We start from the raw sequence: 25819 nt of genomic DNA, 5'->3' as shown, positions 1-25819 counted from the left end.
AGGACGCGACGCTCCCGGCGCCGCGTCCCGCCACCACCGTCGGAAAGCAGGAACGGATGCCTCAGGCCCGCAAGCTCGTGATCGTCGAGTCCCCGACGAAGGCTCGCAAGATCCAGGGCTACCTCGGCGACGACTACGTCGTGGAGGCCAGCGTCGGCCACATCCGTGACCTCCCGCAGCCGTCCGAGCTGCCGGCGGAGATGAAGAAGGGGCCGTACAAGAAGTTCGCCGTCGACGTCGACAACGGCTTCGACCCCTACTACGTCGTGCACGCCGACAAGAAGTCCAAGGTGCGGGAGCTGAAGGCCGCGCTGAAGGACGCCGACGAGCTGTACCTCGCCACGGACGAGGACCGCGAGGGCGAGGCCATCGCCTGGCACCTCATCGAGGAGCTCAAGCCCAAGGTCCCCGTCAAGCGGATGGTGTTCCACGAGATCACCCGCGAGGCCATCACCCGGGCGCTGGAGAACACCCGTGACCTGGACGACGACCTCGTCGACGCCCAGGAGACCCGTCGCATCCTCGACCGTCTCTACGGCTACGAGGTCTCGCCCGTCCTGTGGCGCAAGGTCCGCCAGGGCCTGTCCGCGGGCCGGGTGCAGTCCGTGGCCACGCGGCTGGTCGTCGAGCGCGAGCGGGACCGCATGGCGTTCGTGACCGCCGACTACTGGGACGTCACCGGCTCCTTCGCCCCCGAGTCCGGCGACGACGCCGGCCAGCTCTTCCGCGCCCGCCTGACCGGTCTGGACGGCGACCGCGTCGCGACGGGCCGCGACTTCGACGACCTGGGCCGCCTCAAGGTGCGCACCGGCGTCGTGCACCTCGACGAGGCCGCTGCGGGGGCGGTCGTCGCCGGGCTCGACGAGGCGTCCTTCGCGGTCCGGTCCCTGGAGACCAAGCCCTACTCGCGCAAGCCCGCCGCGCCGTTCACGACCTCGACCCTGCAGCAGGAGGCGTCGCGCAAGCTGCGCATGGCCTCGCGGCAGACGATGCGCACCGCCCAGGCGCTGTACGAGAACGGCTACATCACCTACATGCGGACCGACTCGCCGGCGCTGTCCGCCGAGGCGACCGACGCCGCCCGGCGCCAGGCCGCCGAGCTGTACGGCTCCGAGTACGTGCCGGGTGCGCCGCGGCTGTACGCCTCGAAGAACAAGGGCGCGCAGGAGGCGCACGAGGCGATCCGTCCCGCGGGCGACTCCTTCCGCACCCCGGCGCAGGTGGCCGGTGAGATCTCGGGGGACCAGTTCAAGCTCTACGAGCTCATCTGGAAGCGGACCGTCGCCTCGCAGATGGCCGACGCCAAGGGGTCGACGGCGTCCGTCCGGCTGGGCGCCCGTCTCGGGGACGGCGCCGGTGACCGGGCCGGTCGCGACGCCGTCTTCTCGGCGTCGGGCACCGTGATCACCTTCCGCGGGTTCCTCGCCGCCTACGAGGAGTCGACGGACGTCGAGACCCCTGAGGGCGGCGGCTCCGCGCCCGCCGGCCCGAAGGAGAGCCGGCTGCCGCGCATGGCCGAGGGCGACGCCCTGGCCGGGACGGAGATCGCGGCCGAGGGGCACTCGACGAGCCCGCCCGCGCGCTACACGGAGGCGTCGCTGGTCAAGGCGCTCGAGGAGCTCGGGATCGGGCGCCCGTCCACCTACGCGGCGACGATCTCGACGATCCAGGACCGCGGCTACGTGCGCACCAAGGGCCAGGCCATGGTGCCCACGTGGCTGGCCTTCGCCGTCGTGCGGCTGCTGGAGGAGCACTTCGCCCGGCTCATCGACTACGACTTCACCGCCGAGATGGAGGCCGACCTCGACCAGATCGCGTCCGGTGACCGGGAGCGCCTGGCCTGGCTGACGCGGTTCTACTTCGGGGACGGCTCCGGCGGCGACGAGCAGTGGGGCCTGCGCGACCTGGTGGAGAACCTCGGGGAGATCGACCCCGTGGTCATCAACTCGGTCGAGATCGGCGAGGGCATCCGGGTCCGGGTCGGTCGGTACGGGCCGTACCTGGAGGACCTGCAGGCGGAGCCGGGCAAGGACGGCAAGGCGCCGCGGGCCTCGGTGCCCGACGACGTGGCCCCGGACGAGCTGACGGTCGAGAAGGCGCGCGAGCTGCTCAAGGCCGGTGCCGACGACGGGCGCGTGCTCGGTGTCGACCCGGAGTCGGGCCACGAGATCGTGGCGAAGAACGGCCGCTTCGGACCGTTCGTCACCGAGAAGCTCGACCTGCCCGAGATCGACCCGAACCTCTCCCAGGCAGCCCAGAAGAAGGCGAAGGCCGCCCAGCCCAAGCCCCGCACCGGGTCGCTGCTGAAGACCATGTCGTTGGATACGGTGACGCTGGAGGACGCGCTGCGGATCCTGTCGCTGCCGCGCGTGGTGGGCACCGACCCGGAGACCGAGGAGGAGATCACCGCGCAGAACGGCCGGTACGGGCCGTACCTCAAGCGGGGCACGGACTCGCGGTCCATCGAGTCCGAGGAGCAGCTCTTCACGATCACCCTCGACGAGGCGCTGAAGGTCTTCGCCCAGCCGAAGCGTGGCCGGGGCCGGACGGCGACCCCGCCGCTGCGCGAGCTCGGCGACGACCCGACCAGCGGCAAGCCGATCGTGGTCAAGGACGGGCGGTTCGGTCCGTACGTGACCGACGGCGAGACCAACCGGACGCTCCCGCGGGACGCCACCCCGGAGTCGATCACGGCCGAGCGGGCCATCGAGCTGCTCGCCGAGAAGCGGGCCCAGGGGCCGAAGAAGCGCAGCACGTCGGCCAAGAAGTCGACCGCGAAGAAGCCGGCCGCCAAGAAGCCCGCCGCGAAGAAGTCGTCGACGACCAAGAAGTAGCGGTCAGCTGCTGGTCGCCCGCCGGTAGGCCGCCGCTCCCGCGGTCCCCGTCCGGCGCCAGGCGGTCGTCGCGGGGCCGCCGTCGAGGGGGACCGAGGCGTGCCAGGCGTACGTCGTGGGCCAGGTGCGGAAGACCGGCAGCGCCGTGGTGACGAGGCGCATCAGCCCCGGCAGTCGGCGCGGACGCCACCGCCGGGTCACCGCGAGCTCGACCTCGGCGCGACCGTCGACGACCTCGACGCTCCAGGTGCCGCCCGTGAGCAGCGCGTCGTCGAGCAGCACGCGCCACGCACCGTGCCGGGCGTCGCCGTCGGCGAGCTCGCCCGGGTCCGGCAGGGGCGGGCGGAAGAGCACCCGCGCGGCATGTCCGTCCGCGGTGGCGCGGACGCCCCGCAGCGCGTCCCCGTCGGTGGTGGGAGCGGCCTCCCCGGGCCCGCCCGCGACGGCCGGGGGATCGCCGTCGCGGTTCAGCTCCAGCACCCACAGCCGGCCGGAGGTCTTGACCAGCAGCCTGCCGTGGAGGCGCCCTGCGGGCAGCCGGCCGGTCGCCACATCCCGGCCCCCGATGCGGACCACGGGGTCGTGACCCGGGACCGCGCGCAGCAGGTCGAAGCTCGGCATCCACACGAGCATCAGCGAGGCCGGCTGCCGGATCGCGGCTCCCAGGGGCGCGAGCAGCGCTGCCGGCCGCCGGGGGCCGGCAGCGCGGTCGTCGACGTCGATCTCGACCACGTGGCCGTCGGCGTCGGCGAACCGCACCTGCGCCACCGTGCCGGCGTCGCTCACCTCGAGCCGGTCCCGGTCGAAGTCGATCTCGCGCCACGACCGGATGCCGCCGCCGATGCCGTAGCGGGCGCGGTCCAGCCGGAGGCCACGCTGGACGGCGTAGTCGACGGTGCCGTCCGCCCGGCGGGTGAGGAACGCGAGTATTCCGCTGCCGTGCTCGGGGTCGTCGAACCGCTGGAGCTCGAAGCCGTCGTAGACGGGGTGGTCGGCGAGCTCGGCGTTGAGCATGGCGGGGACCTGTCCCAGGCGCAACGAGATCGGCACGGCAGCGTGCGGCGTCGTCATGGCGGCTCCCGCGCGGTCAGTCGGGGTGACGCTCGACGACGTAACGGTGGCCGTCGGGCCCGGTGACCTGCTCGTAGGTGCTGTGCAGGCGGGCCTCGCGAGCCAGGTCCTCGGCGCTCGGGGGCACGGGCGGTGTCCTGCGGATCGACGCCGGCCCGAAGACCGGCAGGAACGACTCGGTGAACCGCATGCCCCAGGTGCGGTCGTCGTCCGGGCGGCGGCGGAACAGTCCCACGGCGTCTCCTGATGTGTGGCCCACCAAAGATTGGTGCACCAACTATATGTCGGACCGGAGGGCTCGGCCTACCCTGAGCGCATGGACCGACCGGTGGATCCCCTCGCGCTCGAGACGCAGGTCTGCTTCGCGCTGTCGGCGGCGTCCCGGGCGATGGTGTCGCTGTACCGCCCGGTGCTCGAGCCGCTCGGTCTCACCCACCCGCAGTACCTCGTCCTGCTGGGCCTGTGGGAGGACGCCGGTGCGGGACGCACCACGACGGCGACCGGGCTCGCCGGCCGGCTGTACCTCGACCCGGGAACCCTCTCGCCCCTGCTCAAGCGCCTGGAGCAGCAGGGACTCCTCGAGCGGCGACGGTCCGCCGCGGACGGGCGCGTCGTCGAGGTGCACCTCACCGAGGCCGGCCGGGCCCTGCGGTCCGAGGCGGTCGAGGTGCCGGGTCGTGTCGTGGCGGCCTCGGGGCTCGGCCTGGACGACCTCGAGCGGGTGCGCGCCGCCTCCGCGGCGGTGATCTCCGCCGCCCACCGCGACGCCGCGCCTACGGTGGACCCATGACCGATCCCACCGCCGCCACGCCGTCCACCTACGCCGCCCGTCTCACCGCCGACGACCTCGTCGGCACAGTGCCCGACCTGATGGCCGCCCCGGCGATCCGGTGGGGGGTGCTCGGTGCGGGGAACATCGCCGGGTCGTTCTCCGACGGCGTCCGGGACCGCACGGCGTCGCGGGTGACCGCCGTCGGCTCCCGCTCGGTGGACAAGGCCCAGGCCTTCGCCGACGCCCATGCACCGGGTGCGCGGGCCCACGGGTCGTACGAGGACCTGGTGGCGGACGACGACGTCGACGTGGTCTACGTCGCCACCCCGCACTCGCACCACCTCGAGCACGCCCGCCTCGCGATCGCCGCCGGCAAGCACGTCCTCGTGGAGAAGCCGCTCACCCGCTCGGTGGCCGAGTCGCGTGCGCTGCTCGAGGCCGCACGCGAGGCCGGGGTGTTCCTGCTGGAGGCGGTGTGGACCCGCTACCTGCCGCACGTCGCGGCGATCCGCGCGGCGATCGCCCGCGGGGAGATCGGCGAGGTGCGCACGGTGCTGGCCGACTTCGACATCTACCGGGACTACGACCCGACGCACCGGCTGTTCGCCCCGGAGCTGGCGGGGGGTGCGCTGCTGGACCTCGGCATCTACCCGATCACCCTCGTGCACGACCTGCTGGGCGTGCCGGCCGAGACCGTCGCCCGCGGGACGCTGGCGGAGACGGGCGTCGACGACCACGTCAGCATGATCCTGCGGTACGAGTCCGGCGCCCAGGCGGTGCTGCACACGTCCTCCACCGCCAAGGGCGCGGCCGGCGCCCGCATCATCGGCACGCGCGGCCACATCGAGATCCCCGAGTGGTTCTTCACCCCGACCGGCTTCCGGGTGGTGCGGGACGACGGCACCACCTGGTCGTTCACCTCCCCGGCGGGGGAGGGCAAGGCGTACGAGGCCGCCGAGGTCGCCCGGTGCCTCGCAGCCGGGCGGACCGAGAGCCCGCGGATGCCGTGGGAGCACACCCTCGAGGTGATGAGCATCCTGGACGACGCGCGCGCCCAGCTCGGGGTCGTCTACCCGGGCGAGTGAGCGCGACCGCCGGTCACCGGGTGAGCCGGCGGCCGCTCATCTCGGTCGGCGTGATCCGGACCCAGACGTTCTTGCCGTCGTCGAGGTAGGGCACGAGCTCGGTCGCCTCGGCGGCGGCGATGTCCTCGTCTTTCTCCAGGACCTCGGCGGTGCCCTTGAGCACGACGCTCGAGGCGGTGTCGAAGCGCCACTCGTCCGCCTCGAAGGCGACACGGTTGTTGACCGTCACCTCGACCAGCTTGCTGCCCGGACGGGTGAGGAAGTAGACGTGTCCGTCGGCGACGGCGTGCGAGACCGGGAAGATCTCCGGCTCGCCGGCGACGGCGGTCGCGAGGCGGCCGATCGGCTGCGCGGCCAGCACGGCCCAGCACTCGTCCGGGGTGAGCGTGGTGGTTGTTCCGTCGTCGGTCATCGTCGTCCCCTTCGGTCGTGGTGTCCCTATCGTCCCGCTACCGGGAGGGTCCTGCGTGCCGAGGACCCCCTGATGCGACCAATACCACAGCACGAGCCGTGTGGGACGGCCCGGTTAGGGTGTGGGCGTGAGCAGCGCACCCGGGTACTTCGTGTCCTTCGAGGGCGGTGACGGCGCCGGCAAGTCGACGCAGGCCCGCCTGCTCGCGGAGTGGCTCGGCACGGTCACCGGGCGCGAGGTCGTGCTGACCCGCGAGCCCGGGGGCACGGCCCTGGGGGCGGAGCTGCGCCGGGCCGTGCTGCACGGCGGCGACGTGGACCCCCGCACCGAGGCCCTGCTGTACGCCACCGACCGGGCCCACCACGTGGCCACCGTGATCCGGCCGGCGCTGGAACGCGGCGCCGTCGTCGTCACCGACCGGTACCTCGACTCCTCGGTCGCCTACCAGTCGGGAGGGCGCGAGCTGTCCCAGGACGAGGTCGAGAACCTCTCGCTGTGGGCCACCGACGGACTGCTGCCGGCCGTGACGGTGCTGCTCGACGTCGATCCCGCCACCGCCGCCGCGCGCCGCGAGGGACAGCCCGACCGGCTCGAACGGGCCGGACTCGACTTCCACCGCCGCACCCGCGACGCGTTCCTGCGTCGGGCGAGCGCGGACCCGGGCCGGTGGCTCGTCATCGACGCCACCGGCACGGTCGACGACATCCAGGCGCAGATCCGCGTGGACGTCGCCTCCCGCCTGGACCTGACCCCCGTCGTCGGAGAGGCCGTGCGGTTGGCCGACCCCGAGGTCGCCGCGGTGCGCAGGTGGCCGTCGGCCGACCCCTCCGACATCGAGCCCGAGCATGCCCGCACGGACCAGGAGGGCACGTCGTGACCGTCTGGGACGACGTCGTCGGCCAGCCCGAAGCGGTGGGCGTGCTGCGGCGCGCCGCGACCGACCCGAGCGCGATGACCCACGCATGGCTGCTGACGGGACCGCCCGGGTCGGGCCGGTCCGTCGCGGCGCGCGCCTTCGCCGCTGCGCTGCAGTGTCCCGAGGGTGGGTGCGGGCGCTGCCGCGCGTGCACGACCACCCTGGCCGGGACCCACCCGGACCTGACGGTCGTGGCCACGGACAAGGTCGTCATCACCATCGACGAGGTGCGAGACCTCATCACCACGGCGTCGCGCACGCCGTCGGCCGGCCGCTACCGCGTCATCGTCGTCGAGGACGCCGACCGGATGGTCGAGCGCACGACCAACGTGCTGCTCAAGTCGATCGAGGAGCCGCCGGCGCACACCGTGTGGGTGCTGTGCGCACCCAGCAGCCAGGACGTCCTCCCGACGATCCGTTCGCGGTGCCGCAGCGTCGCGCTGCGCGTGCCCCCGGCCCGGGACGTCGCCGACCTGCTGGTGCGCCGCGACGGCGTCGACCCCGCGGTGGCGCTGCAGGCGGCGCAGGCCGCGCAGTCCCACGTCGGGATGGCGCGCCGGCTGGCGCGGGACCCGGAGGCTCGGCAGCGCCGGGCGGACGTGCTCCGGATCGCGCGCCGCATCCGCGGGGTGCCCGACGCCGTGCTGGCCGCCGCCGACCTCGTGGAGGTCGCCAAGGCCGAGGCGGCCGCCGCGACCACCGAACGCGACGCCGCCGAGAAGTCCGAGCTCCTGCGCGCTCTGGGCGTGGGCGAGGGAGAGACCGTCCCGCCCAAGCTCCGGTCGCAGGTCAAGCAGCTCGAGGACGACCAGAAGCGCCGGGCGACCCGTAGCCAGCGCGACGTCCTCGACCGGGCGATGGTCGACCTGCTCTCGCTGTACCGCGACGTGCTGGTCGTCCAGCTCGGCGCGGACGTCGAGCCGGTCAACGGCGAGCAGGCCGACACGGTGCGCGGCCTGGCCCGCGACTCGACACCCGAGCAGACGGTGCGTCGCATGGACGCGATCGGTCAGGCGCGGGAGCGGCTGGAGGGCAACGTTGCGCCGTTGCTCGCCGTCGAGGCGATGGCGATCGCGCTGCGTCCCCAGGGCTGACGGCCCCTTCCTGTCATCAGCGACGACGCGCCGGAGGAGGTTCGGTGAAGGTGCCGGGCCGGGCTCGACGCGGCCGGTAGGTTGTCCGGGTGAAGTTCCCCGCCCGCCGCCCCCGCCCGTACCCCGACGTCCCCGCCGGCCGACGGACCGGCGTGCTGGCAGGGGTGGCCGCCGCTGCGCTGGCGCTCGCCGGCTGCACGGCCGACGCGCCGGCCAAGACCGCGACCCCGGTGGGCGAGGCGACCGTCGAGGCGGGCTCCGACCCCGTGGCCGGCGGCCCGGAAGGTTTCGAGGACTTCTACGCCCAGGACCTCGAGTGGTCCGGCTGCCGTGGCGGGTTCGAGTGCGCGACGGCGACGGCGCCGCTGTCCTGGGACGACCCCGAGGCCGGCAGCATCGAGCTGGAGCTCGTGCGCACGCGGGCCACGGGGGAGAAGGTCGGCTCCCTGCTGGTCAACCCGGGGGGACCCGGCGGGTCGGGGACCGACTTCGTGGAGAACGGCTCGTTCGGGGAGCCGCTGCGCGAGTCGTTCGACATCGTCGGCTTCGACCCGCGCGGGGTCCAGGACTCGACGGCGGTCACCTGCTTCGACGACGCCAAGAAGGACGAGTACCTCAGTGAGGACTACGACCTGACCACCGACGCCGGCCTCGAGGACGCGCGGGAGTCGGCCGCCGCCTGGGCCGAGGCGTGCGAGCAGAACACCGGCGAGCTGCTCGGTGAGGTCGACACCCAGAGCGCCGCGAAGGACATGGACCTGCTGCGCGCGGTGCTCGGTGACGACCAGCTGCACTACCTCGGGTTCTCCTACGGCACGAGCCTGGGCGCGACCTACGCGGGGCTGTTCCCCGACCGCGCCGGCCGGCTGGTCCTGGACGGCGCGATCGACCCGACCCTCGACGCCGACGAGATCTCCGCCGGGCAGGCGGTCGGGTTCGAGAACGCGCTGCGCGCCTACGTCACCGACTGCCAGGCGGGCGCGGACTGCCCGCTGACCGGGTCGGCCGACGAGGGTATGCAGCAGGTGCGCGACGTGCTCGACCGCGCCTACGACAACCCGTACCCCACCAGCGGGGACCGCGACGTCACCCAGACGCTCGCGTTCTACGGGGTCGCGGTCACGCTGTACGCCGAGCAGAGCTGGCCGGTGCTCACCCAGGCCCTCGACGAGGCGATCAACGCTGGCACCGGGGACACGCTGCTGTACCTGGCGGACTTCTACAACGACCGGAACGCCGACGGGTCCTTCGCGACCAACTCCACCGAGGCGTTCACGGCGATCAACTGCCTGGACAGCGCGGGTGCGACGGACGTCGAGACGATGCGTGCCGAGGCGAAGGAGATCGAGGAGGCCGCTCCGACGATGGGCTCCTTCTTCGGGTACGGCGGCCTCTCCTGCGCCGACTGGCCCTACCCGCCGGCCGAGCAGGAGTACGACGTCGCGGCGCCCGGGGCCGACCCGATCGTCGTCATCGGCACCACCAACGACCCGGCGACGCCGTACGTGTGGTCCGAGGGGATGGCCGACGCGCTCGACTCGGGGGTGCTGGTCACCTACGAGGGCGAGGGGCACACCGCCTACGGTCGGTCGAACGACTGCATCGCCGACGCCGTGGAGAACTACCTCATCGAGGGCACGGTGCCGGAGGACGGCCTCACCTGCTGACCGGCTCCCCGCGAGTCAGGCCCTCTCCCCGCGAGTCAGGACCGCTCCCCGCGAGTCAGGACGATCTTTCGCGGGTCAGGGCAGTTCCCCGCGAGTCAGCGCACTCTGCGCCGAGTCAGGGTGGTCTGCCGCGAGTCAGGACCGCGTGCGTCGGGCCGTCCATCGAGGTGTGACCGACCCGACGGCGTCGCTCCACGGATCGCTTTGGAGTCCGGCCTGGCCGTCGGGTAGTGTTGCCTCGCCCGCTGATCGGGACCCGTCCCGGTCGTGCACGGCACGCCGCCTTAGCTCAGTCGGTAGAGCGATTCACTCGTAATGAATAGGTCGTCGGTTCGATTCCGACAGGCGGCTCCCTCCGAAGCCCCAGGTCAGGCCAAGCGCCCCGCCTGGGGCTTCGTCGTTCTCCGTGCGTGCATCGCCCGGGGTTCAGGCATGACCACCGTGGGCCTCGAGCAGCCTCGCGATCTCGGCCGTATCCTCACGGGCCTTCTTGTGCCGCCGGCGCTGGGTCCACGTCCACGGCGTCTGCTTGCCCGTCGTGCGGGCATTGACGTCGGCGCCGGCTTCGAGCAGGCGTTCGGCAGCCCGAGGGGCGACGAACAGCACGGCCCAGTGCAACGGCGTCTCGTCGAAGCTCGTGCGCACGTTCGGGTCCGCACCCGCCGCGATCATGGCGTCGACGAGCTCGGGGGAGTCGTTGACCACCGCCAGGAAGAGCGGCGTCGGTCCGGTGCGGGACTTGCTGAAGGGGTGCACGGCAAGAGCCTGGCCGATCAACGTGCCGTGGCCCCAGGTCTCGACGGTGATCGGCGGGTACTGGACGGGGCTCCAGATGTCCGCGCTGCCCTGAGAGTTCAGCGCCAGTTCGTAGCGGCGGTTCACGTCGGCGCCCAGCTCGACCAGGCGCAGGGCGATCCGTGCCTGGTCGGCTGTCATGCGGCGTCCGGCCATGGCGTAGACGAACGGGATGACGTCGGTGGTTGTATACCGCCGTGACCCTGCACCTGCACGACGATGGTCGTCCGTCCGTCGTCGATCTCACGGTCGACCTGATGACGGCGTGGGAGCTCCTCGACCCCCGCGACTCCCGGTCGTGGTGCCGTCCCGGGTTGCCGGTTCCTGGTGACAGCGGGCGACCGAGCGACACCGTCGATATCGTCGCTGAGCATGGACATGCTGACGGGCGACGAGATCGCCCGGGCCGGTCTGACCGACTGGCGCAAGCTGGCTCAGGGGCTGCACGCCCGCTACCTGACCGCCGACTTCGGCACCGGCGCGCGCTTCGTCGCCGCGCTGGGCGCGGCGGGCGACGCGATCGGTGACCATCTGAGCGTGTCGATCGGCACGGGCCACGTCGACCTCCGGTTGATGAGCGACGACGCCGTCTTCCGCGACGACGAGGGCACCGAGCACGTGGTCCAGTGGGTGACCCAGCGCGACGTCGACCTCGCCCGACGGATCACCGAGATCGCCGCCGGGCACGGGGTCGACGCCCATCCCACCGCGGTCGGTGTCCTCGAGCTCGGCCTCGACACGGCAGGTTCCGGGACCATCGCCCCGGTGTGGGCCGCCCTGCTGACCGGGGACGCGGAGGCGCAGGGCCACGGATCTCCCAGCGACGAGGTCCGGGATGCCACGGGACGGGTGCCGAACCTGTGGTTCGGGAGCCCTGCGGAGCATGAGACCGCCGGGCAGCGGTTCCACGTCGAGGTCTACGTGGCACCCGAGGTGGCCGAGCAGCGGGTCGCCGCCGCCGTCGCCGCGGGCGGGACCGTCGTCGACGACAGCGACGCCCCGGGGATCACCGTGGTCGCCGACCAGGACGGCAACAGGGGCGCGGTGTGCGTCGACGTGTCCGCGGCACCCACGGACTGAGTCGACGACCCGCTGCCGCCAGCGACCACTAGTCGGCGTCCTACTCGGCGAGCCAGTCCCAGGCGGCGTCCTGGTCCGTGAAGAACTGCGCGTCCTGCGCGTAGAACGGTTCGGCGAGACGCGCGAGCCACTTCTCCCAGCCGTGATCCCCGACGACAGCCATCCGCTCGATGACGTGCCGGAAGTGCTCACCGAACCGGAGATCGGCACCCCAGGCCTCGGCCTTCTCCCACCGGAAGTCGGTCAGGTCCAGCAGCAGCCGCGCTCTGCCGTGCTCGTCGACGACGGCCTGCACCGCCGGCACGAGCTCCTCGTAGTCCTCGCGGGTGACGTCCCCGACGACCCGGTAGCCGAGCACCGCGTCGTGGCTGCGGGCGATCTTCTCGATCATGTCGTCCTCCTCCGACGGCCACGGCCAGCGTCACCGCGATCCGCCCGGCCCGCACCTTCTCGGGCCTCACGACCCGTCTCCGGTGAGGGGATCGTGGAGGGATGACGACGCGCGGTCGGACTTCGGCGTCGGCACGCTACGGTGGCGTCTTCCCTGGTCATCGAGTCGCCGACGGAGGCATCCCTGCGGGCCGACCACTACGACGGGTTCGCGCGGGAGTACCAGGAGGCGAACGCCTCGGGCCTGTTCAACACCTACTACGAGCGTCCCGCGATGCTCCGGCTGGCCGGCGACGTGCGCGGCCGGCGGATCCTCGACGTCGGCTGCGGGACCGGTCCGCTGACGGCCGAGCTCCGTGACCGGGGTGCTGAGGTGACCGGGCTCGACGGCAGCCCCGCGATGATCGAGCTCGCCCGCGAGCACCTGGGTGACGACGTGCCGCTGCACGTCGCCGACCTCGCCGAACCGCTGCCGTTCGCGGACGACACCTTCGACGACGTCGTCGCCTCGCTCGTGCTGCACTACCTCGAGGACTGGGCCGGCCCGCTCGCCGAGATCAAGCGGGTGCTCAAGCCCGGCGGCCGGCTCCTGCTCTCGGTCAACCACCCCGTTCACCAGGTGGTCGACCGGCCGGAGGCGGACCAGTTCGCGGTCTGGCCGTACACGGAGGACTACGACTTCGACGGCGAGACGGTCTGGCTGACGTTCTGGCACCGGTCCCTGCGGGCGATGTCCGCGGCCTTCGCGGACGCCGGCTTCAGCATCTCCCTCCTCGACGAGCCCGAGCCGTCGCCCGACACCCCGCCCGAGCTGCTGCCTCCGCGCCTCCGCAGCGGGGAGCGGTCGACGTTCTTCGGCTTCCTGTTCTTCGTCCTGGAGGCGCGGTAGACGTGGCGGGGGTGTGGTCGCCCGCGGTCACCCACGGGCCGTGAGCCACTCCGTGGTGCTGCGCAGGGTCTCGCGCAGCGTGCGGCCCTCGCGCCACTCCCGCCACGTCAGCAGGACGATCAGCGCGTCGAAGACCGTCAGCAGGGCGACGACGACGGTCGGGTGCACCACGAGCTCGTAGACCTGGTAGCCGAGGAATGCCAGCAGCACGGCGATGGCCCAGGGGTAGACCCGTCGCGTCCCCAGCACCAGCGCCCCGACGATGCCGATCTTCACGACCCCGTGGATCAGCAGGTACGCGGCCAGGAACGACGCGGTCCCGGCGTCGAGGTTCTCGACGCCGCGCAGCAGGACGTGCGCGAGCAGGTCGTGCGGGTCCTCGGCGAGCTCGGGCGCGGTCAGGGCGTCGGCGGCGTCGCGGAGCTGGGCCGGCGTCACGATCAGGAGCACGACGCCGACGATCAGCTCGACGACGCCGTCGAGCCCCTTGAGCAGCACGCCGACCAGGAAGACGAGGTCCAGCACCCGGTCGCGCATCGCCGGGTCAGCGCCCGAGCTGCGCGTCGAGCGCCGGGCGGTCGAGCAGCTCCCACACGTGCGTGATGCGCGGACCGTCGAACCGGAAGAAGAACATGTGCTCGACCTCGATCGAGCGTCCGGTCGGCTCGAGGCCCTGCCACGCGCCGCGATGCGTACCGCGAAGCGTCGCGCGGACCGCCGCGACGTCGTCGGAGGCGGTCACGGCGTGCACGTCGAACCGGAGCTCGGCGAAGGCCTCGTGCCAGGCGCCGACGATCGCCTCGAGCTCGGCGAGGTCCGTCGTCCGGTGCTGACCGCCCACGTGGAGCTCGAACGTCCCGAGCGCCGGGGCGAGCGCGTCGAAGCGCTGCTCGTTCCAGCCCTGGTCGAAGACGGCGCGCACGATCCCTGCCCGGTCCATCCACGTCACGCTAGCAACGACCTCGTCGCCAGGCGTCGGTGGGAAACCCCCGAGGCTGCTCTGCGGGGTACCGGGCGTGCGGATACCGTGAGACCGCCGGTGACACGCGGAGGTGGGCGGCATGGGTGAGGCGGTCGGCGTCACGATCGGCTACGCGGTCGGTATCGCGATCAGCCCGCTGCCGGTTGCGGCGGTGATCCTCATGCTCTTCAGCAGGCGTGCCCGCGTGAACAGCCTCGTGTTCATGCTCGCCTGGATCGTCGGCGTCGCGGGCGTGGTCACGCTCGTCCTGCTGATCCCAGGGCTCGGGACCGACAGCGGTGAGCCGGGCACCACCGCGGGGTGGATCAAGCTCGTGCTGGGTGCGCTCCTGCTGCTGACAGCCGGCCATCAGTGGGCCGGGCGGCCGGGCCCCGACGACGAACCGCCCGTCCCGGGCTGGATGTCCCGCATCGACGAGCTCCGCCCCGTCGCCGCCGCGGGCCTGGGGCTCGCGCTGTCGGCGGTGAACCCCAAGAACCTCCTGCTCGCCGCGGCCGCCGGCGCCTCGTTGGGCTCGCTGTCGCTGTCGACCGGCGGGACGGTGGCGTCGGTGGCGGTGTTCACCGTCCTGGCCACGCTGACGGTGACGCTGCCCGTGCTCGGCTACCTGGTCGCGGGACGACGGCTCGCCCCCGCGCTCGACCGCACCAAGACGTGGTTGATCGCGAACAACGCCACGGTGATGGCGGTGCTCCTGGTCGTCTTCGGTGTCAGCCTGGTCGGGGACGCGCTCCAGATCCTGACCTGATCGGCGGGGGATCCGACGGCACGAGGGGAGGCCCGGGTGGACGACGTGGAGGCGGTACCGGCCATCGGCGACTGGAGCCTCGCCGAGAACATCTCCGTCTGGATCGAGGTCGTCGCGATCGCGGTCATCACGGTCGCCGTCGTGGCGGCGTTCGTCGCCGGGGCCAGGACGTGGCGGACCGCCGGGGTGCGCGACGCCGTCGAGCGCGTCAAGCAGTCGGTGGGCCGGGGCCTCCTGCTCGGCCTGGACCTGCTGATCGCGGCCGATGTGATCCGGACCGTCACGCTCGAGCCGACCCTGCAGAACGTCGCCGCCCTGGGGCTGCTGGTGGTGGTGCGGACCTTCCTGTCCTGGTCGCTCATGGTCGAGCTGCACGGCCGATGGCCGTGGCAGCGCGGCCGGGGAACGCCCCAGGACTGAACCGGGGACCAGGGCTACCCGCCCGAGGCCGGGCAGGGACGTCCGGCGATCTCCGGGGCCGACTGCTCCATCGACACCGTCGTCTGGTCGATCAGCGCCGGGGACACCCGTCCGGAGCCGGCGGAGAAGGGGCTGTTCAACGCTGCGACCAGGAGCACGAGCACGGTGGTGAACGACGCGGCGAGCCCGACGAGCACCGACTGCGTGCGTCGTGCAGCCGGCAGCGTCACGGCGAAGATCAGCGCGACGACGAGCAGCCCACCTCCCAGCACCAGTGCCCACAGCAGCACGGGAAGGACGGTGGTGGCCGCGACGAGGCGGGTCTCGCGGGCGGTCGAGATGGACCCGATCTGCACGAGGACGTTGGTGGCCGTGGCGGGCCCGAAGGTTCCCTGCGGAGGTTCCTGCGCCTGCCCCAGCGAGGCGACGAGGTCGGCGTAGGCGTCGTCGACCTCCGGGGCGGACGTGCCCTCCTGCATCGCCGGCCAGTCGTAGGCCGACGCCGCCCGGGCGTAGCAGATCAGCGCGTGCTGCACGTCCGGCGCGGCCTCGTCGAACAGCTGCACCTCCTCAAAAGCGGTGCCGATCGAGGTCGCCTCGTCGCCGACGGCGCTGCGGGCCCCGGCGTACGCCCCGAACAGGTAGAGGATGGAGAAGCCGATCACGATGCCGTAGGCGGTCGCCACGTAGGAGAGGGTCGCGGACCAGGGAGCCGGATCGACGGAGCCGAGCCGGGGGGCCGTACGGCGCACGACGATCGTGATCGTGCCCGCGACGAGCCCGACGAGGACGATGATGACGGCACTGACACCCGGGCCCCACGACATGACCTCACGTCCTCCCCGCTCGACGACGCGCGCTCGACCCGTGCCCTCGACCACGTGCACCGGTGCGAGCCCGGCCGGGCAGGTCCATGGTGGTTTCCATGGCCCTTCACTCGTCCGAGTCCTCAGAGTTGCAGGAGTTCGAGCGGCTCGCGATCGCTCCGCTCTACGCGCGCCCGCGGGCGACGCACGGCATGCCCGCGCAGGTGATCCCCGAGGACGGGATGGACCCGCCGATCGCGTACAGCATGATCCACGACGAGCTGATGCTCGACGGCAACTCGCGCCAGAACCTGGCCACGTTCGTCACGACGTACATGGACGACGAGGCCCGGCTGCTGTTCGCGGAGACCTCGGACAAGAACATGATCGACAAGGACGAGTATCCGCAGACCGCGGCGATCGAGGGCCGTTGCGTCCGGATGATCGCCAACCTGTGGAACACGCCCGAGGGTGAGGAGGCGACGGGCACGTCGACGACCGGATCGAGCGAGGCCGTCATGCTCGGGGGGTTGGCCCTGAAGTGGCGGTGGCGCGAGCGCCGTCGTGCCGCCGGACTGCCCACGGACCGGCCCAACCTCGTCATGGGGATCAACGTGCAGGTCGTGTGGGAGAAGTTCTGCCGCTACTGGGACGTCGAGCCGCGCTACGCACCGATCGAGGAGGGCCGGCTCCAGCTGAACGCCGAGGAGGCCGTCAAGCTCGTCGACGAGAACACCATCGGTGTCGTCGCGATCCTCGGGTCCACCTTCGACGGGTCGTACGAGCCCGTGGAGGAGATCGCGAACGCGCTCGACGAGCTCGCCGCCTCGGGTGGGCCGGACGTCCCGGTCCACGTGGACGCGGCGTCCGGCGGATTCGTCGCGCCGTTCCTCGACCCGGACCTGCGCTGGGACTTCCGCGTGCCGCGGGTGCGCTCCATCAACTCCTCGGGGCACAAGTACGGGCTGGTGTTCCCCGGGGTCGGCTGGATCGTCTGGCGCACGCCGGAGGACCTCCCGGAGGACCTCGTGTTCCACGTCAACTATCTCGGCGGGGACATGCCGACCTTCGCCCTGAACTTCTCGCGGCCCGGTGCGCAGGTCGTGGCCCAGTACTACAACCTCGTCCGCCTGGGTCGGGAGGGCTACCGGCAGATCCAGCAGGCAGCACGGGACACCGCATTGTTCCTCTCGGGGGCGATCGCCGGGATGGGACCCTACGAGCTCCTGTCCGACGGCTCGGAGCTGCCGGTCTTCTTCTTCCGGCTCAGGCCCGAGGTCACGAACTACACGGTGTACGACGTCTCGGCGAAGATGCGCGAGCGCGGGTGGCAGGTCCCCGCCTACACCCTGCCGGCAGACCTCACCGACGTCGCGGGGCTGCGGGTCGTGGTCCGCAACGGTCTGTCACGCGACATGGCCGAGATGTTCCTCGCCGACCTCGCTCGGTCCACGGACTTCCTCGAGAGCCTGGAGACGAAGCTCCCGCACGACCCGAGTCACACGGAGTCGTTCCGGCACTGACCGCGCGACACGTCAGCCCGCGAGGATCTTCGCCTTCTGCTGGGCGAACTCCGCGTCGGTGAGGACCCCGGCGTCACGGAGCTTCCCGAGCCGTTCGAGCTGGGCGAGCATGTCGTCCGCGCCCGCCGGGGCGGCGGCCGGAGCCGGTGCGGGTGCCGGGGGCGGCGGCGGTGGGGCGCTGTACTGCGGCGGCGGTTCCTGGGCGTACGCCTGGTTCGCCCACCGGTTGGCCTGCCGTCGGGAGACGCGGTTCGAGACGGCGGTGGCGGTGCCGGCGATGGCCGCCGTCCGCGCCACGCCGCGGAGCAGTCCGGGCATGTCAGATCTCCTCGGATCGGGGTCGGGTCGTCACGATGCGTCCTCGCCGTCCACGGCGTCGAGCAGCACGTCCAGGGGGATGCGGCCGAAGGCGACCAGCTCACCGCCGCTGCGTCGCATCGCCGCGGCGAAGGGCGCCGCCCAGGTGTTCTCGTACAGCAGCACCCCGGCGGCGCTGCCGGGCTCGAGGGCGGCAGCAGCCTCCGCCAGGTCGTCGTCCCCCAGCAGCCCGGAGCGGGCGCCCTCGAAGACCTCGAGCTCGACACCGTCCGCCCCGAGGTCCTCCAGCGCGAGCCCGCTGACCGAGCCGTCCTCGGCCTTGCGCAGGAAGGCCAGGTCCAGGATGCGGATCACGCCGCGGTCGACGAGGTCGACGAGGATCGGCCAGCCCTCACCGGTCATGCGGTCGCCGCGGAACTCGATGACGAGGTAGTCGACGGGCCCCATCAGCACCTCGTCCGATCCGGGTGCCGCCGCCGCGTCGCTCACGTCGAGATCCTCTGGTGCGTGTCGTCGGCCATCTGCGCAACCTCCCGTCCGTCGCCGCGCTCGAGCGTCGTCCGACCGCGTCCGTCGCGTCCATGATCACGCCGCGCGGCCGACGTCGCACACCCGGACGCACACGGGGGCCACGGGTACCCTCGGGGGCATGCCTTGGACCTTCGGGCGTCGGCGCCCCACCACCTATCTGCTCGGTGAGCCCGTCGACCCGTACCCGGCCCAGGTGCCGGAGGCGCGGCGCGGTCGCGCGCTGCGCATCACCGAGATCGGGGAGCCGGTGCTGCACGGCCCGGCCCGGCGGGTCGAGCAGTTCTCGACGCCGGAGCTCGCGCGGCTGGTCGACGACCTGTTCGCGACGATGGAGGTCGCGCAGGGCGTCGGGCTCGCGGCGCCGCAGGTCGGTGTCGACCTGCGCGTCTTCGTCTACGACCTCACGGACGACCGGGGTGACCGCCACGTGGGTCACGTGGTCAACCCGGTGCTCGAGATCGACGACACCGCGGAGCTGGTCACCGAGGACGAGGGCTGCCTGTCGGTGCCCGGTGCCTACGAGCCGCTGGCGCGGCGCGCGGGAGCGAGCGTCCGGGGCGTCGACCAGCACGGGGGCCCCGTGCAGCTCGACGCCACCGGCTACCTGGCGCGGGCGTTCATCCATGAGTGCCAGCACCTCGACGGCGTCCTGTACTGGGACCACCTGTCCCGGGACCTGCAGCGGGACGCGCTGCGTCAGCGCGACGAGGAGCGCGAGGGCGTGCTGGCGGACCGGCGGGAGATCACCCTGGAGCTGGGCAAGCGCCCGGCGGACTATCCCGAGCAGCCGGCCGGAGGTCGCTGAGGGATCTCAGTCGGCGCGGAACCGCGCCCGCAGGGCCACGGCGCCACCGACCGCGACGCCGACCGCGGCCAGACCCAACCCGATGGCGGCCCAGGTCTCACCGTCCAGGATGCGGTCCTGGGCGCTCCACAGGTCGCTGTCGCCGGGTTCACCGCCGGCCGGACCGTCGGCGAGCGGGGCGGCCGACGGCGACGGCGTGGGGCCGGTCTTGGTGAACGTCGGCGAGGGTGTGGCCGACGGCGACGCCGACGCGCTCCGGCTGGGCGACGGGGTCGGTGTCGGGGAGGCGGTCTCCTCCTCCGGCGTGGGCTCGGCGGAGGTCGGCGCGGGCTCCGGGGCCGGCTCGTCCTGCGGCTCCCGGGGCGCCGTCGTGGTCTGGTCGGAGCTCGACGGCGGCCGCGCGGTGGACGTGCCGGTGCACCGCTGGCCTCCGGAGCTCTCGCGGAACTCGCCGACGCCGGGGACCCGGACGTACGTGACGCAGTAGCCGTCGGGCATGGCGCCGGGCGCCTTGGTGAACGGGACCTCGCCGGCACGGCCCATCGACATCGGTTCGGTGAGCCACTCGAACCGCCACTCGTCCAGGCTGCGGATGGCGTAGGTGACCTGGTCCTCGTGCGCGCGCTGGTCGCGGTCGCGGTAGGTGACGCCGTTGGTGGTGACGTCCAGGTCGTCGTCGGCGGCGACGGCGGAGGAGCCGATCCCGCTCGCGGCACCGGCCAGCACGATGCTCACGACGACACGGGAGACGAGGTGGGCGCTACGCACGTGGACCTTCCGACGCTGGGACCGGCTCGCGCCGGACGGCGACCCACATGCTAGGGGAACAATCGTCGTTCCGGGCACTCGTGCCGGCGATCGGCGTGGCTGGACCTCACAGGGAGTCGATCCACTCCGCCACGGCGTCCGCCACGTCGTCGACGGCCTTGACGTCGTGGGCGCCGCGCAGCGTCGTCCGGGTGACGGGGCCGGGGATCGCCGCGGTGTGCTCGGCGAGCTCCTCGGGGCTGCCGAAGGGGTCGCGGTCGCCGGAGACGAAGAGCACGGGCAGGTCGAGCTCCCCGAAGTGCTCCGTGCGCAGCTTGTCGGGCTTCCCGGGCGGGTGCAGCGGGTAGCTGAGGAGCACGAGCCCGGCGGCGGGCAGGCCCTGGGCGACGGCCATCGAGCACATCCGGCCGCCGTAGGAGCGTCCGCCGAGCAGGAGGCGGTCCGTCGGGACGCCGAGGCGTGCGGCCAGTGCCTCGGTCTCGGCCCGGACGTGGGCGATCGCGACGGGAGGTCGGTCCGGGGCGCGTTTCCCGGCGGTGCGGTAGGGGAAGTCGACGCGCTCGACGGGCAGCGGCGGGTCGTGAGCGGCCAGGCGGTCCTCGACGGCGCGCAGGGTCGGGTGCTCGCGGTCCGCACCGGCACCGGGGGTGAGCAGCAGGCCTGCGGGGGTGGTCGCGGTGGGCATGGGGCCAGTGTGACCCCGCCGTGTCCCCGGCGCGTGCCGGCTCAGCCGTTGAGCACGGTCACGGGACTGCTCGCGTAGTCGAGCACCTGCCGCGCCGTCGAGCCCAGCACGAGGCGGTCGAACCCGCCGAGGCCGCGCGTGCCGACCACGATCCGGTCGGCACCGACCGAGGCCTCGATGAGGACCTTCGCCGCCTGGCCGTGCACCACCCGTGGCTGGACCCGGTCGGGCGACAGCGGCAGCTCGACCGCACGGATGACGTCCTCCAGGCGTTCCCGTGCGAAGCGCTCGTAGTCGTCGATCGGGGGTGCCCATCCCCACGAACCCGGCAGGGGCGCGAGCGTCGTGATCTGCCAGGCGAACACCGGTTCCAGCACCGCCCCCAGGCGTGCGGCCGCCCGGGCGGCGTGCACGAGCGCGGCCACCGAGTGGCCGGAGGTGTCCACGCCCGCGACGACCCGCGGCCTGTCCGAGGGTTGGTCCGGGCCGCTCTGGTCGCCGTCCTCGGGGCGGCGCACGACGGTCACCGGGATCCGGCTGTGCTCCACCACGGTGGTCGAGACCGAACCCAGCAGCCGGCGCCCCAGGCGGTTGCGCCGTCGTCGGCCGAGCACCAGCATCTCCGCGTCGTCGGCCGCCGCCATCAGCGCCTCGGGCTCCGGGCCGTGCACCACCCGGACCTCCGCGTCGAGCTCACCGCCGTGGCGCTCGCGGGCGCGTCCGAGGATCTCCGCGGCCTCCGCCTCGCGCTCGGCCAGCACGGCGCCGAGCGACTCCTCGTCCCGCTCGCGGGCGACCATCACGACGACCAGCGGCAGGCGTGCCGACCTCGCCTCCGCCGCCGCCCAGTCCAGCGCCTCGTCGGCCTCGACCGACCCGTTGACCCCGACCACGATGCCGTCCATGGGTCCACGGTAGGACGGCGGTCGTGACCAGGCACGACGACGGGGATCCAGGGGGTCAGCGATGCTCGGGCGGGTGCAGCAGCGACCGGATCGGCCGGGTGACGACGGTGACGCGGTCCACGAGGTCGGCCGGGCCGGTGATCACCAGACCGCGTCCCGGCGTCGCGACGTGCACGGCCACGACGTCGCGCACCTGCACCTCGGTGGCGGCGACCGGGCGCCCGTCGACCCCGAACGTGTCGTGCTCCAGCTCGACCGCGTCGACCTCGGCCACGATCGCCCGCATCGCGCTGCGGTAGTCCGCGAAGTCGTCGGCGAAGTCCCGGCCGGGCCGCGGCGCCGGCTCGGCGTCCGGCTCGACGGGCGCCGCGATGTCGGCGTGCAGGGGTGCCGCCAGGGCGCCGCTGGCGGCGGCGCGGACCACGTCCTCGACCGCGTCCTCGGCCACCGCCGTCCGGAGGGTCTCGATCTCGAGGGACTCGCCGGCGAACGTGCGGTAGGAGCGCACGAACCGGTCCGACGTCGGGTCGATGTCGTCCTCGCAGCCCGTCAGTGCCTCGTCCTCCAGGTCGAGACCCCAGGTGAGGGGGTCCTCGACCTCGCCGACCCGCCCGGCGAAACGCGCCATCCGCGGGTCGACGTCACCGGCGTGCTGCGGGTTCGGGGTGGTGTCCTGGCCGGCGCTCTCGTGCCCGGCGTCGTGCCCGCCGTCGTCCATGGGGACCTCCCGGTGCGTGTGGCCACTTGCCCTCACTTTTCCCCGCCCGGCGCGAACCGGCAACGGGCCACGCCGTCACGCCCCTGGCGAACACGGGCATTCCGAGGCCGTTCGGTGAGTTGGGAGCGAATAGAGTCGTAGCGGTCAGGCTGTCGCCGTCACACCGACGGGGTGCAGGAATGCCGCCCGCATGAGGAGCAGCACATGTTCGAGAGATTCACGGACCGAGCCCGTCGGGTCGTCGTCCTCGCCCAGGAAGAGGCGCGGATGCTCAACCACAACTACATCGGGACCGAGCACATCCTCCTCGGCCTCATCCACGAGGGTGAGGGCGTGGCGGCCAAGGCGCTCGAGTCCCTGGGCATCTCGCTCGACGGCGTCCGCGCACAGGTCACCGAGATCATCGGCGAGGGCCAGCAGGCCCCCAGCGGGCACATCCCGTTCACGCCGCGCGCCAAGAAGGTGCTGGAGCTGTCGCTGCGCGAGGCGCTGCAGCTCGGCCACAACTACATCGGCACCGAGCACATCCTCCTCGGCCTCATCCGCGAGGGCGAGGGCGTGGCCGCTCAGGTGCTGACGAAGATGGGCGCCGACCTGAACAAGGTGCGCCAGCAGGTCATCCAGCTGCTGTCCGGCTACCAGGGCAAGGAGCCGGTCGCCGCCGGGAGCCCCCAGGAGGGCCAGCCGTCCGGCTCGGCCGTGCTGGACCAGTTCGGCCGCAACCTCACCCAGGCGGCCCGCGAGGGCAAGCTCGACCCGGTGATCGGCCGGACCACGGAGATCGAGCGGGTCATGCAGGTGCTGAGCCGCCGCACCAAGAACAACCCGGTCCTCATCGGCGAGCCCGGCGTCGGCAAGACCGCCGTCGTCGAGGGGCTGGCCGCGGACATCGTGCGCGGTGACGTCCCCGAGACGCTGAAGGACAAGCAGCTCTACACCCTCGACCTCGGTGCGCTGGTGGCCGGGTCGCGCTACCGCGGTGACTTCGAGGAGCGCCTCAAGAAGGTCCTCAAGGAGATCCGCACCCGCGGCGACATCATCCTGTTCATCGACGAGATCCACACCCTCGTCGGGGCCGGTGCCGCCGAGGGCGCGATCGACGCCGCCAGCATCCTCAAGCCGATGCTGGCCCGCGGCGAGCTGCAGACCATCGGTGCCACGACGCTCGACGAGTACCGCAAGCACGTCGAGAAGGACCCGGCCCTGGAGCGTCGCTTCCAGCCGATCCAGGTCAACGAGCCCTCCCTCGAGCACACCATCGAGATCCTCAAGGGCCTGCGTGACCGGTACGAGGCGCACCACCGGGTGTCCATCACCGACTCCGCGCTCGTCTCGGCCGCCCAGCTCGCCGACCGGTACGTCAACGACCGGTACCTGCCGGACAAGGCGATCGACCTCATCGACGAGGCGGGCGCGCGCCTGCGCATCCGCCGCATGACCGCCCCGCCGGAGCTCAAGGAGCTCGACGAGGAGATCTCCGAGGCGCGTCGCGAGAAGGAGTCGGCGATCGACGAGCAGGACTTCGAGAAGGCCGCGGGTCTGCGTGACACCGAGAAGCAGCTCACGCAGAAGCGCGCCGAGAAGGAGAAGGCCTGGAAGTCCGGCGACCTCGACACGGTCGCGGAGGTCGACGACGAGCTGATCGCCGAGGTGCTGGCGATGTCCACCGGTATCCCGGTGGTCAAGCTGACCGAGGAGGAGTCCTCCAAGCTCCTGCACATGGAGGACGAGCTGCACAAGCGCGTCGTCGGTCAGGACGCGGCGATCAAGGCGCTCTCGCAGGCCATCCGCCGCACGCGTGCCGGGCTGAAGGACCCGAAGCGTCCCGGTGGCTCGTTCATCTTCGCCGGCCCCACCGGCGTCGGGAAGACCGAGCTGGCCAAGGCGCTCGCCGAGTTCCTCTTCGGGGACGAGGACGCGCTCATCCAGCTCGACATGTCCGAGTTCTCGGAGAAGCACACGGTCTCGCGGCTGTTCGGCTCGCCCCCCGGCTACGTCGGCTACGACGAGGGCGGCCAGCTCACCGAGAAGGTCCGTCGCCGTCCGTTCTCCGTCGTGCTGTTCGACGAGGTGGAGAAGGCGCACGCCGACATCTTCAACTCGCTGCTGCAGGTGCTCGAGGACGGTCGCCTCACCGACTCCCAGGGTCGCGTGGTCGACTTCAAGAACACCGTCATCATCATGACGACCAACCTCGGCACGCGGGACATCGCCAAGGGCGTCCAGACCGGCTTCAACGCCGGCGGCGACCTGGGCACCTCCTACGAGCGGATGAAGGCCAAGGTCAACGAGGAGCTCAAGCAGCACTTCCGGCCCGAGTTCCTCAACCGTGTCGACGACATGATCGTGTTCCCGCAGCTCTCCGAGCAGGAGATCATCGAGATCGTCGATCTCGAGATCGCCAAGCTGGACCGCCGTCTGCGCGACAAGGACATGGCGATCGAGCTGACCACGGCCGCCAAGAAGCTGCTCGCCGAGAAGGGCTACGACCCGGTCCTCGGTGCGCGGCCGCTCAAGCGGGCGATCCAGCGGGAGATCGAGGACTCGCTGTCCGAGAAGATCCTGTTCGGCGAGCTCAAGCAGGGCGAGATGGTCGTCGTCGACGGCGAGGGCGAGGGCATCCTCGGGGAGTTCACCTTCCGCGGGGTCCCCAAGTCCGAGCACGACCGCGGTCCCGTCTCGGTCGGTGCGTCGGCGGCGCTGGACGCCCCGTCCGGCGTCTCGGTCAAGGACCTGCCGCCCACCGGGCAGATGCAGGCCGGCGCCGAGTGACCCGGTGACCGCGTGAGCGACACCGCCTGACACCGCGAAGGCCCCGGAACCCGTGGAGGGTTCCGGGGCCTTCGTCGTGCCCGACGGCCGGCTCAGGCCCCGATCGCGTGGACGCCGACGCCTGCGCCGACGCCTGCGCCGGCGCCGGCGTCCACGGTGAGCGCGGCGGTGACGGCGAACGCGAGCGCGGTGACCTCCTCGACCATGTCGACGGCACCGGCCTCCTGCAGCTCGCCGTCCGGTGCGTAGCCCCAGGCGACCCCGAGGCAGTCGATGCCGTGCGCGGCGGCCCCGTGCACGTCGTGCTCCCGGTCGCCGACCATGAGCACCGGACCGTGGGCGGGGTCGACGGGGGAGAGGCGCCCGGAGCCGGCCAGGGCGGCGGCGACGACGTCGGCCTTCGTCGAGGTGCTCCCGTCGCCGGCGGAGCCGTGCACGCGGTCGACCAGGTCGCTCAGCCCGAAGCGGTCGCAGATCGGGCGGGCGTACATCTCGGGCTTGCTGGTCGCCACGACGAGCTCGTAGCCGGCGGCCCGCAGGTCGCCCAGCGCGTCCGCCACCCCGTCGAACACGGAGCAGTCGAACATCCCGCCGGCGGTGAACGCCTCGGTGTAGGCCTCCACCGCGGCGTCGGCGCGGTCCGCCGGGACGCCGTGGCCCGCGAAGGACTCGCTGACCGGCGGTCCGACGAACGTGCGCAGCGTGGCGTCGTCGGGCACCGGCAGCCCGATCGTGCGGTAGGCGTGGGCGACCGACGCGGTGATCCCGGGAGCGGAGTCCATGAGGGTGCCGTCGAGGTCGAGGAGGACGAGGGGCTGTGTCACGGCGGCGAG

28 protein-coding genes and 1 tRNA gene are annotated in these 25819 nt (G+C 72.5%); 14 read left to right on the top strand and 15 right to left on the bottom strand.

The features are described from left to right. The first annotated feature begins 56 nt into the window (after window positions 1-56). Window positions 57-2834, top strand: a complete 2778-nt coding sequence (gene topA, locus HLI28_RS05390) for a type I DNA topoisomerase (RefSeq protein ID WP_171246486.1) — start codon at window positions 57-59, stop codon at window positions 2832-2834. A gap of 3 nt (window positions 2835-2837) precedes the next feature. On the opposite strand, the gene HLI28_RS05385 is transcribed toward topA, so the two are convergent. After that, window positions 2838-3905 carry a hypothetical protein gene (locus HLI28_RS05385; protein ID WP_171246485.1) on the bottom strand — a complete coding sequence of 356 codons (1068 nt, stop codon included), beginning with the start codon at window positions 3903-3905 and terminating at the stop codon, window positions 2838-2840. A gap of 16 nt (window positions 3906-3921) precedes the next feature. Continuing rightward, entirely contained in the window at window positions 3922-4140 is a 219-nt protein-coding gene (locus HLI28_RS05380; protein WP_171246484.1) for a hypothetical protein, read from the bottom strand. Between the two features lie 81 nt (window positions 4141-4221). Here HLI28_RS05380 and HLI28_RS05375 point away from each other — a divergent pair, with 81 nt between their 5' ends. Beyond that, on the top strand, window positions 4222-4695 hold the full coding sequence (locus tag HLI28_RS05375) for a MarR family winged helix-turn-helix transcriptional regulator (protein WP_171246483.1): 474 nt from the start codon (window positions 4222-4224) through the stop codon (window positions 4693-4695). Continuing rightward, window positions 4692-5762, top strand: coding sequence for a Gfo/Idh/MocA family protein (locus tag HLI28_RS05370; RefSeq protein ID WP_171246482.1), 1071 nt, complete (start codon window positions 4692-4694; stop codon window positions 5760-5762). Before HLI28_RS05375 ends, HLI28_RS05370 begins: the two co-directional genes overlap by 4 nt. Window positions 5763-5775: 13 nt before the next feature. Here HLI28_RS05370 and HLI28_RS05365 read toward each other — a convergent pair whose 3' ends face one another. After that, window positions 5776-6174 carry a pyridoxamine 5'-phosphate oxidase family protein gene (locus HLI28_RS05365; protein ID WP_171246481.1) on the bottom strand — a complete coding sequence of 133 codons (399 nt, stop codon included), beginning with the start codon at window positions 6172-6174 and terminating at the stop codon, window positions 5776-5778. Window positions 6175-6301: 127 nt separating this feature from the next. On the opposite strand from HLI28_RS05365, the gene tmk reads away from it, so the two are divergent. The 4 genes from tmk to HLI28_RS05345 all read left to right on the top strand — a co-directional run bounded on the left by tmk (window position 6302) and on the right by HLI28_RS05345 (window position 10202). Continuing rightward, on the top strand, window positions 6302-7051 hold the full coding sequence (tmk, locus tag HLI28_RS05360; protein ID WP_171246480.1) for a dTMP kinase: 750 nt from the start codon (window positions 6302-6304) through the stop codon (window positions 7049-7051). Further along, a complete protein-coding gene (locus HLI28_RS05355) occupies window positions 7048-8184 on the top strand; it encodes a DNA polymerase III subunit delta' (protein WP_171246479.1) in 1137 nt (378 codons plus the stop codon). The genes tmk and HLI28_RS05355 overlap by 4 nt, the downstream gene beginning before the upstream one ends. An 89-nt stretch (window positions 8185-8273) precedes the next feature. Then, window positions 8274-9851: an alpha/beta hydrolase gene (locus HLI28_RS05350; RefSeq protein ID WP_343035674.1), complete on the top strand. Its 1578-nt coding sequence runs from the start codon at window positions 8274-8276 to the stop codon at window positions 9849-9851. Window positions 9852-10129: 278 nt separating this feature from the next. Then, a tRNA-Thr gene (locus HLI28_RS05345) sits at window positions 10130-10202 on the top strand. A gap of 75 nt (window positions 10203-10277) precedes the next feature. On the opposite strand, the gene HLI28_RS05340 is transcribed toward HLI28_RS05345, so the two are convergent. Next, on the bottom strand, window positions 10278-10787 hold the full coding sequence (locus HLI28_RS05340; protein WP_171246478.1) for an ankyrin repeat domain-containing protein: 510 nt from the start codon (window positions 10785-10787) through the stop codon (window positions 10278-10280). A gap of 231 nt (window positions 10788-11018) precedes the next feature. Between HLI28_RS05340 and HLI28_RS05335 the strand changes: the two genes are divergently transcribed. Next, entirely contained in the window at window positions 11019-11726 is a 708-nt protein-coding gene (locus HLI28_RS05335; RefSeq protein ID WP_171246477.1) for a 4a-hydroxytetrahydrobiopterin dehydratase, read from the top strand. Window positions 11727-11766: 40 nt separating this feature from the next. On the opposite strand, the gene HLI28_RS05330 is transcribed toward HLI28_RS05335, so the two are convergent. Beyond that, window positions 11767-12117 carry a SpoIIAA family protein gene (locus HLI28_RS05330; RefSeq protein ID WP_171246476.1) on the bottom strand — a complete coding sequence of 117 codons (351 nt, stop codon included), beginning with the start codon at window positions 12115-12117 and terminating at the stop codon, window positions 11767-11769. A 183-nt stretch (window positions 12118-12300) separates the two neighbouring features. Here HLI28_RS05330 and HLI28_RS05325 point away from each other — a divergent pair, with 183 nt between their 5' ends. Next, window positions 12301-13005 carry a class I SAM-dependent methyltransferase gene (locus HLI28_RS05325; RefSeq protein WP_171246556.1) on the top strand — a complete coding sequence of 235 codons (705 nt, stop codon included), beginning with the start codon at window positions 12301-12303 and terminating at the stop codon, window positions 13003-13005. Between the two features lie 27 nt (window positions 13006-13032). Here HLI28_RS05325 and HLI28_RS05320 read toward each other — a convergent pair whose 3' ends face one another. Beyond that, window positions 13033-13542, bottom strand: coding sequence for a DUF2127 domain-containing protein (locus HLI28_RS05320; RefSeq protein WP_171246475.1), 510 nt, complete (start codon window positions 13540-13542; stop codon window positions 13033-13035). Window positions 13543-13549: 7 nt separating this feature from the next. Further along, complete coding sequence (locus HLI28_RS05315) at window positions 13550-13945, bottom strand: ester cyclase (RefSeq protein WP_171246474.1); 396 nt, start codon at window positions 13943-13945, stop codon at window positions 13550-13552. A gap of 121 nt (window positions 13946-14066) precedes the next feature. Between HLI28_RS05315 and HLI28_RS05310 the strand changes: the two genes are divergently transcribed. Further along, a complete protein-coding gene (locus tag HLI28_RS05310) occupies window positions 14067-14735 on the top strand; it encodes a GAP family protein (protein WP_171246473.1) in 669 nt (222 codons plus the stop codon). Between the two features lie 36 nt (window positions 14736-14771). Beyond that, window positions 14772-15155: a DUF1622 domain-containing protein gene (locus HLI28_RS05305; protein WP_343035672.1), complete on the top strand. Its 384-nt coding sequence runs from the start codon at window positions 14772-14774 to the stop codon at window positions 15153-15155. A gap of 14 nt (window positions 15156-15169) precedes the next feature. On the opposite strand, the gene HLI28_RS05300 is transcribed toward HLI28_RS05305, so the two are convergent. Then, window positions 15170-15982 carry a bestrophin-like domain gene (locus HLI28_RS05300; protein WP_171246472.1) on the bottom strand — a complete coding sequence of 271 codons (813 nt, stop codon included), beginning with the start codon at window positions 15980-15982 and terminating at the stop codon, window positions 15170-15172. A gap of 98 nt (window positions 15983-16080) precedes the next feature. Here HLI28_RS05300 and gad point away from each other — a divergent pair, with 98 nt between their 5' ends. Further along, a complete protein-coding gene (gad, locus tag HLI28_RS05295; RefSeq protein WP_171246471.1) occupies window positions 16081-17484 on the top strand; it encodes a glutamate decarboxylase in 1404 nt (467 codons plus the stop codon). 12 nt (window positions 17485-17496) lie between these two features. Here gad and HLI28_RS05290 read toward each other — a convergent pair whose 3' ends face one another. Together HLI28_RS05290 and HLI28_RS05285 are read right to left on the bottom strand one after the other, a co-directional pair. After that, a complete protein-coding gene (locus HLI28_RS05290) occupies window positions 17497-17802 on the bottom strand; it encodes an SHOCT domain-containing protein (protein WP_171246470.1) in 306 nt (101 codons plus the stop codon). 30 nt (window positions 17803-17832) lie between these two features. Beyond that, window positions 17833-18291, bottom strand: coding sequence for a DUF6325 family protein (locus tag HLI28_RS05285; protein ID WP_304602628.1), 459 nt, complete (start codon window positions 18289-18291; stop codon window positions 17833-17835). Window positions 18292-18451: 160 nt separating this feature from the next. Between HLI28_RS05285 and def the strand changes: the two genes are divergently transcribed. Beyond that, window positions 18452-19138, top strand: coding sequence for a peptide deformylase (gene def / locus HLI28_RS05280; RefSeq protein WP_171246469.1), 687 nt, complete (start codon window positions 18452-18454; stop codon window positions 19136-19138). A 6-nt stretch (window positions 19139-19144) separates the two neighbouring features. On the opposite strand, the gene HLI28_RS05275 is transcribed toward def, so the two are convergent. The 4 genes from HLI28_RS05275 to HLI28_RS05260 form a co-directional block, all read right to left on the bottom strand. Then, window positions 19145-19906 carry a hypothetical protein gene (locus HLI28_RS05275; protein ID WP_171246468.1) on the bottom strand — a complete coding sequence of 254 codons (762 nt, stop codon included), beginning with the start codon at window positions 19904-19906 and terminating at the stop codon, window positions 19145-19147. 106 nt (window positions 19907-20012) lie between these two features. After that, complete coding sequence (locus HLI28_RS05270; protein ID WP_171246467.1) at window positions 20013-20591, bottom strand: alpha/beta hydrolase family protein; 579 nt, start codon at window positions 20589-20591, stop codon at window positions 20013-20015. A gap of 41 nt (window positions 20592-20632) precedes the next feature. After that, window positions 20633-21496 (bottom strand): universal stress protein, encoded by an 864-nt coding sequence (locus tag HLI28_RS05265; protein WP_171246466.1) that lies wholly within the window; start codon window positions 21494-21496, stop codon window positions 20633-20635. A gap of 55 nt (window positions 21497-21551) precedes the next feature. Continuing rightward, entirely contained in the window at window positions 21552-22214 is a 663-nt protein-coding gene (locus HLI28_RS05260; RefSeq protein ID WP_246246433.1) for a hypothetical protein, read from the bottom strand. Window positions 22215-22418: 204 nt separating this feature from the next. Here HLI28_RS05260 and HLI28_RS05255 point away from each other — a divergent pair, with 204 nt between their 5' ends. Further along, a complete protein-coding gene (locus HLI28_RS05255) occupies window positions 22419-24986 on the top strand; it encodes an ATP-dependent Clp protease ATP-binding subunit (RefSeq protein WP_171246465.1) in 2568 nt (855 codons plus the stop codon). A gap of 92 nt (window positions 24987-25078) precedes the next feature. On the opposite strand, the gene HLI28_RS05250 is transcribed toward HLI28_RS05255, so the two are convergent. After that, window positions 25079-25810: an HAD hydrolase-like protein gene (locus HLI28_RS05250; RefSeq protein WP_343035671.1), complete on the bottom strand. Its 732-nt coding sequence runs from the start codon at window positions 25808-25810 to the stop codon at window positions 25079-25081. Between the last annotated feature and the right edge of the window lie 9 nt (window positions 25811-25819).

The sequence above is a fragment of the Isoptericola sediminis genome (assembly GCF_013085345.1).
GTDB classification, from domain to species: Bacteria; Actinomycetota; Actinomycetes; order Actinomycetales; family Cellulomonadaceae; genus Isoptericola; species Isoptericola sediminis.
This window is presented reverse-complemented; position numbering and strand designations above follow the sequence as displayed.

Coding starts and splice junctions, on each gene's coding strand:
- topA (WP_171246486.1), top strand. CDS start 57: ATGCCTCAGGCCCGCAAGCTCGTGATCGTCGAGTCCCCGACGAAGGCT.
- HLI28_RS05385 (WP_171246485.1), bottom strand. CDS start 3,905: ATGACGACGCCGCACGCTGCCGTGCCGATCTCGTTGCGCCTGGGACAG.
- HLI28_RS05375 (WP_171246483.1), top strand. CDS start 4,222: ATGGACCGACCGGTGGATCCCCTCGCGCTCGAGACGCAGGTCTGCTTC.
- HLI28_RS05370 (WP_171246482.1), top strand. CDS start 4,692: ATGACCGATCCCACCGCCGCCACGCCGTCCACCTACGCCGCCCGTCTC.
- HLI28_RS05365 (WP_171246481.1), bottom strand. CDS start 6,174: ATGACCGACGACGGAACAACCACCACGCTCACCCCGGACGAGTGCTGG.
- HLI28_RS05340 (WP_171246478.1), bottom strand. CDS start 10,787: ATGACAGCCGACCAGGCACGGATCGCCCTGCGCCTGGTCGAGCTGGGC.
- HLI28_RS05335 (WP_171246477.1), top strand. CDS start 11,019: ATGGACATGCTGACGGGCGACGAGATCGCCCGGGCCGGTCTGACCGAC.
- HLI28_RS05330 (WP_171246476.1), bottom strand. CDS start 12,117: ATGATCGAGAAGATCGCCCGCAGCCACGACGCGGTGCTCGGCTACCGG.
- HLI28_RS05320 (WP_171246475.1), bottom strand. CDS start 13,542: ATGCGCGACCGGGTGCTGGACCTCGTCTTCCTGGTCGGCGTGCTGCTC.
- HLI28_RS05315 (WP_171246474.1), bottom strand. CDS start 13,945: ATGGACCGGGCAGGGATCGTGCGCGCCGTCTTCGACCAGGGCTGGAAC.
- HLI28_RS05310 (WP_171246473.1), top strand. CDS start 14,067: ATGGGTGAGGCGGTCGGCGTCACGATCGGCTACGCGGTCGGTATCGCG.
- HLI28_RS05300 (WP_171246472.1), bottom strand. CDS start 15,982: ATGTCGTGGGGCCCGGGTGTCAGTGCCGTCATCATCGTCCTCGTCGGG.
- gad (WP_171246471.1), top strand. CDS start 16,081: ATGGCCCTTCACTCGTCCGAGTCCTCAGAGTTGCAGGAGTTCGAGCGG.
- HLI28_RS05290 (WP_171246470.1), bottom strand. CDS start 17,802: ATGCCCGGACTGCTCCGCGGCGTGGCGCGGACGGCGGCCATCGCCGGC.
- def (WP_171246469.1), top strand. CDS start 18,452: ATGCCTTGGACCTTCGGGCGTCGGCGCCCCACCACCTATCTGCTCGGT.
- HLI28_RS05270 (WP_171246467.1), bottom strand. CDS start 20,591: ATGCCCACCGCGACCACCCCCGCAGGCCTGCTGCTCACCCCCGGTGCC.
- HLI28_RS05265 (WP_171246466.1), bottom strand. CDS start 21,496: ATGGACGGCATCGTGGTCGGGGTCAACGGGTCGGTCGAGGCCGACGAG.
- HLI28_RS05260 (WP_246246433.1), bottom strand. CDS start 22,214: ATGGACGACGGCGGGCACGACGCCGGGCACGAGAGCGCCGGCCAGGAC.
- HLI28_RS05255 (WP_171246465.1), top strand. CDS start 22,419: ATGTTCGAGAGATTCACGGACCGAGCCCGTCGGGTCGTCGTCCTCGCC.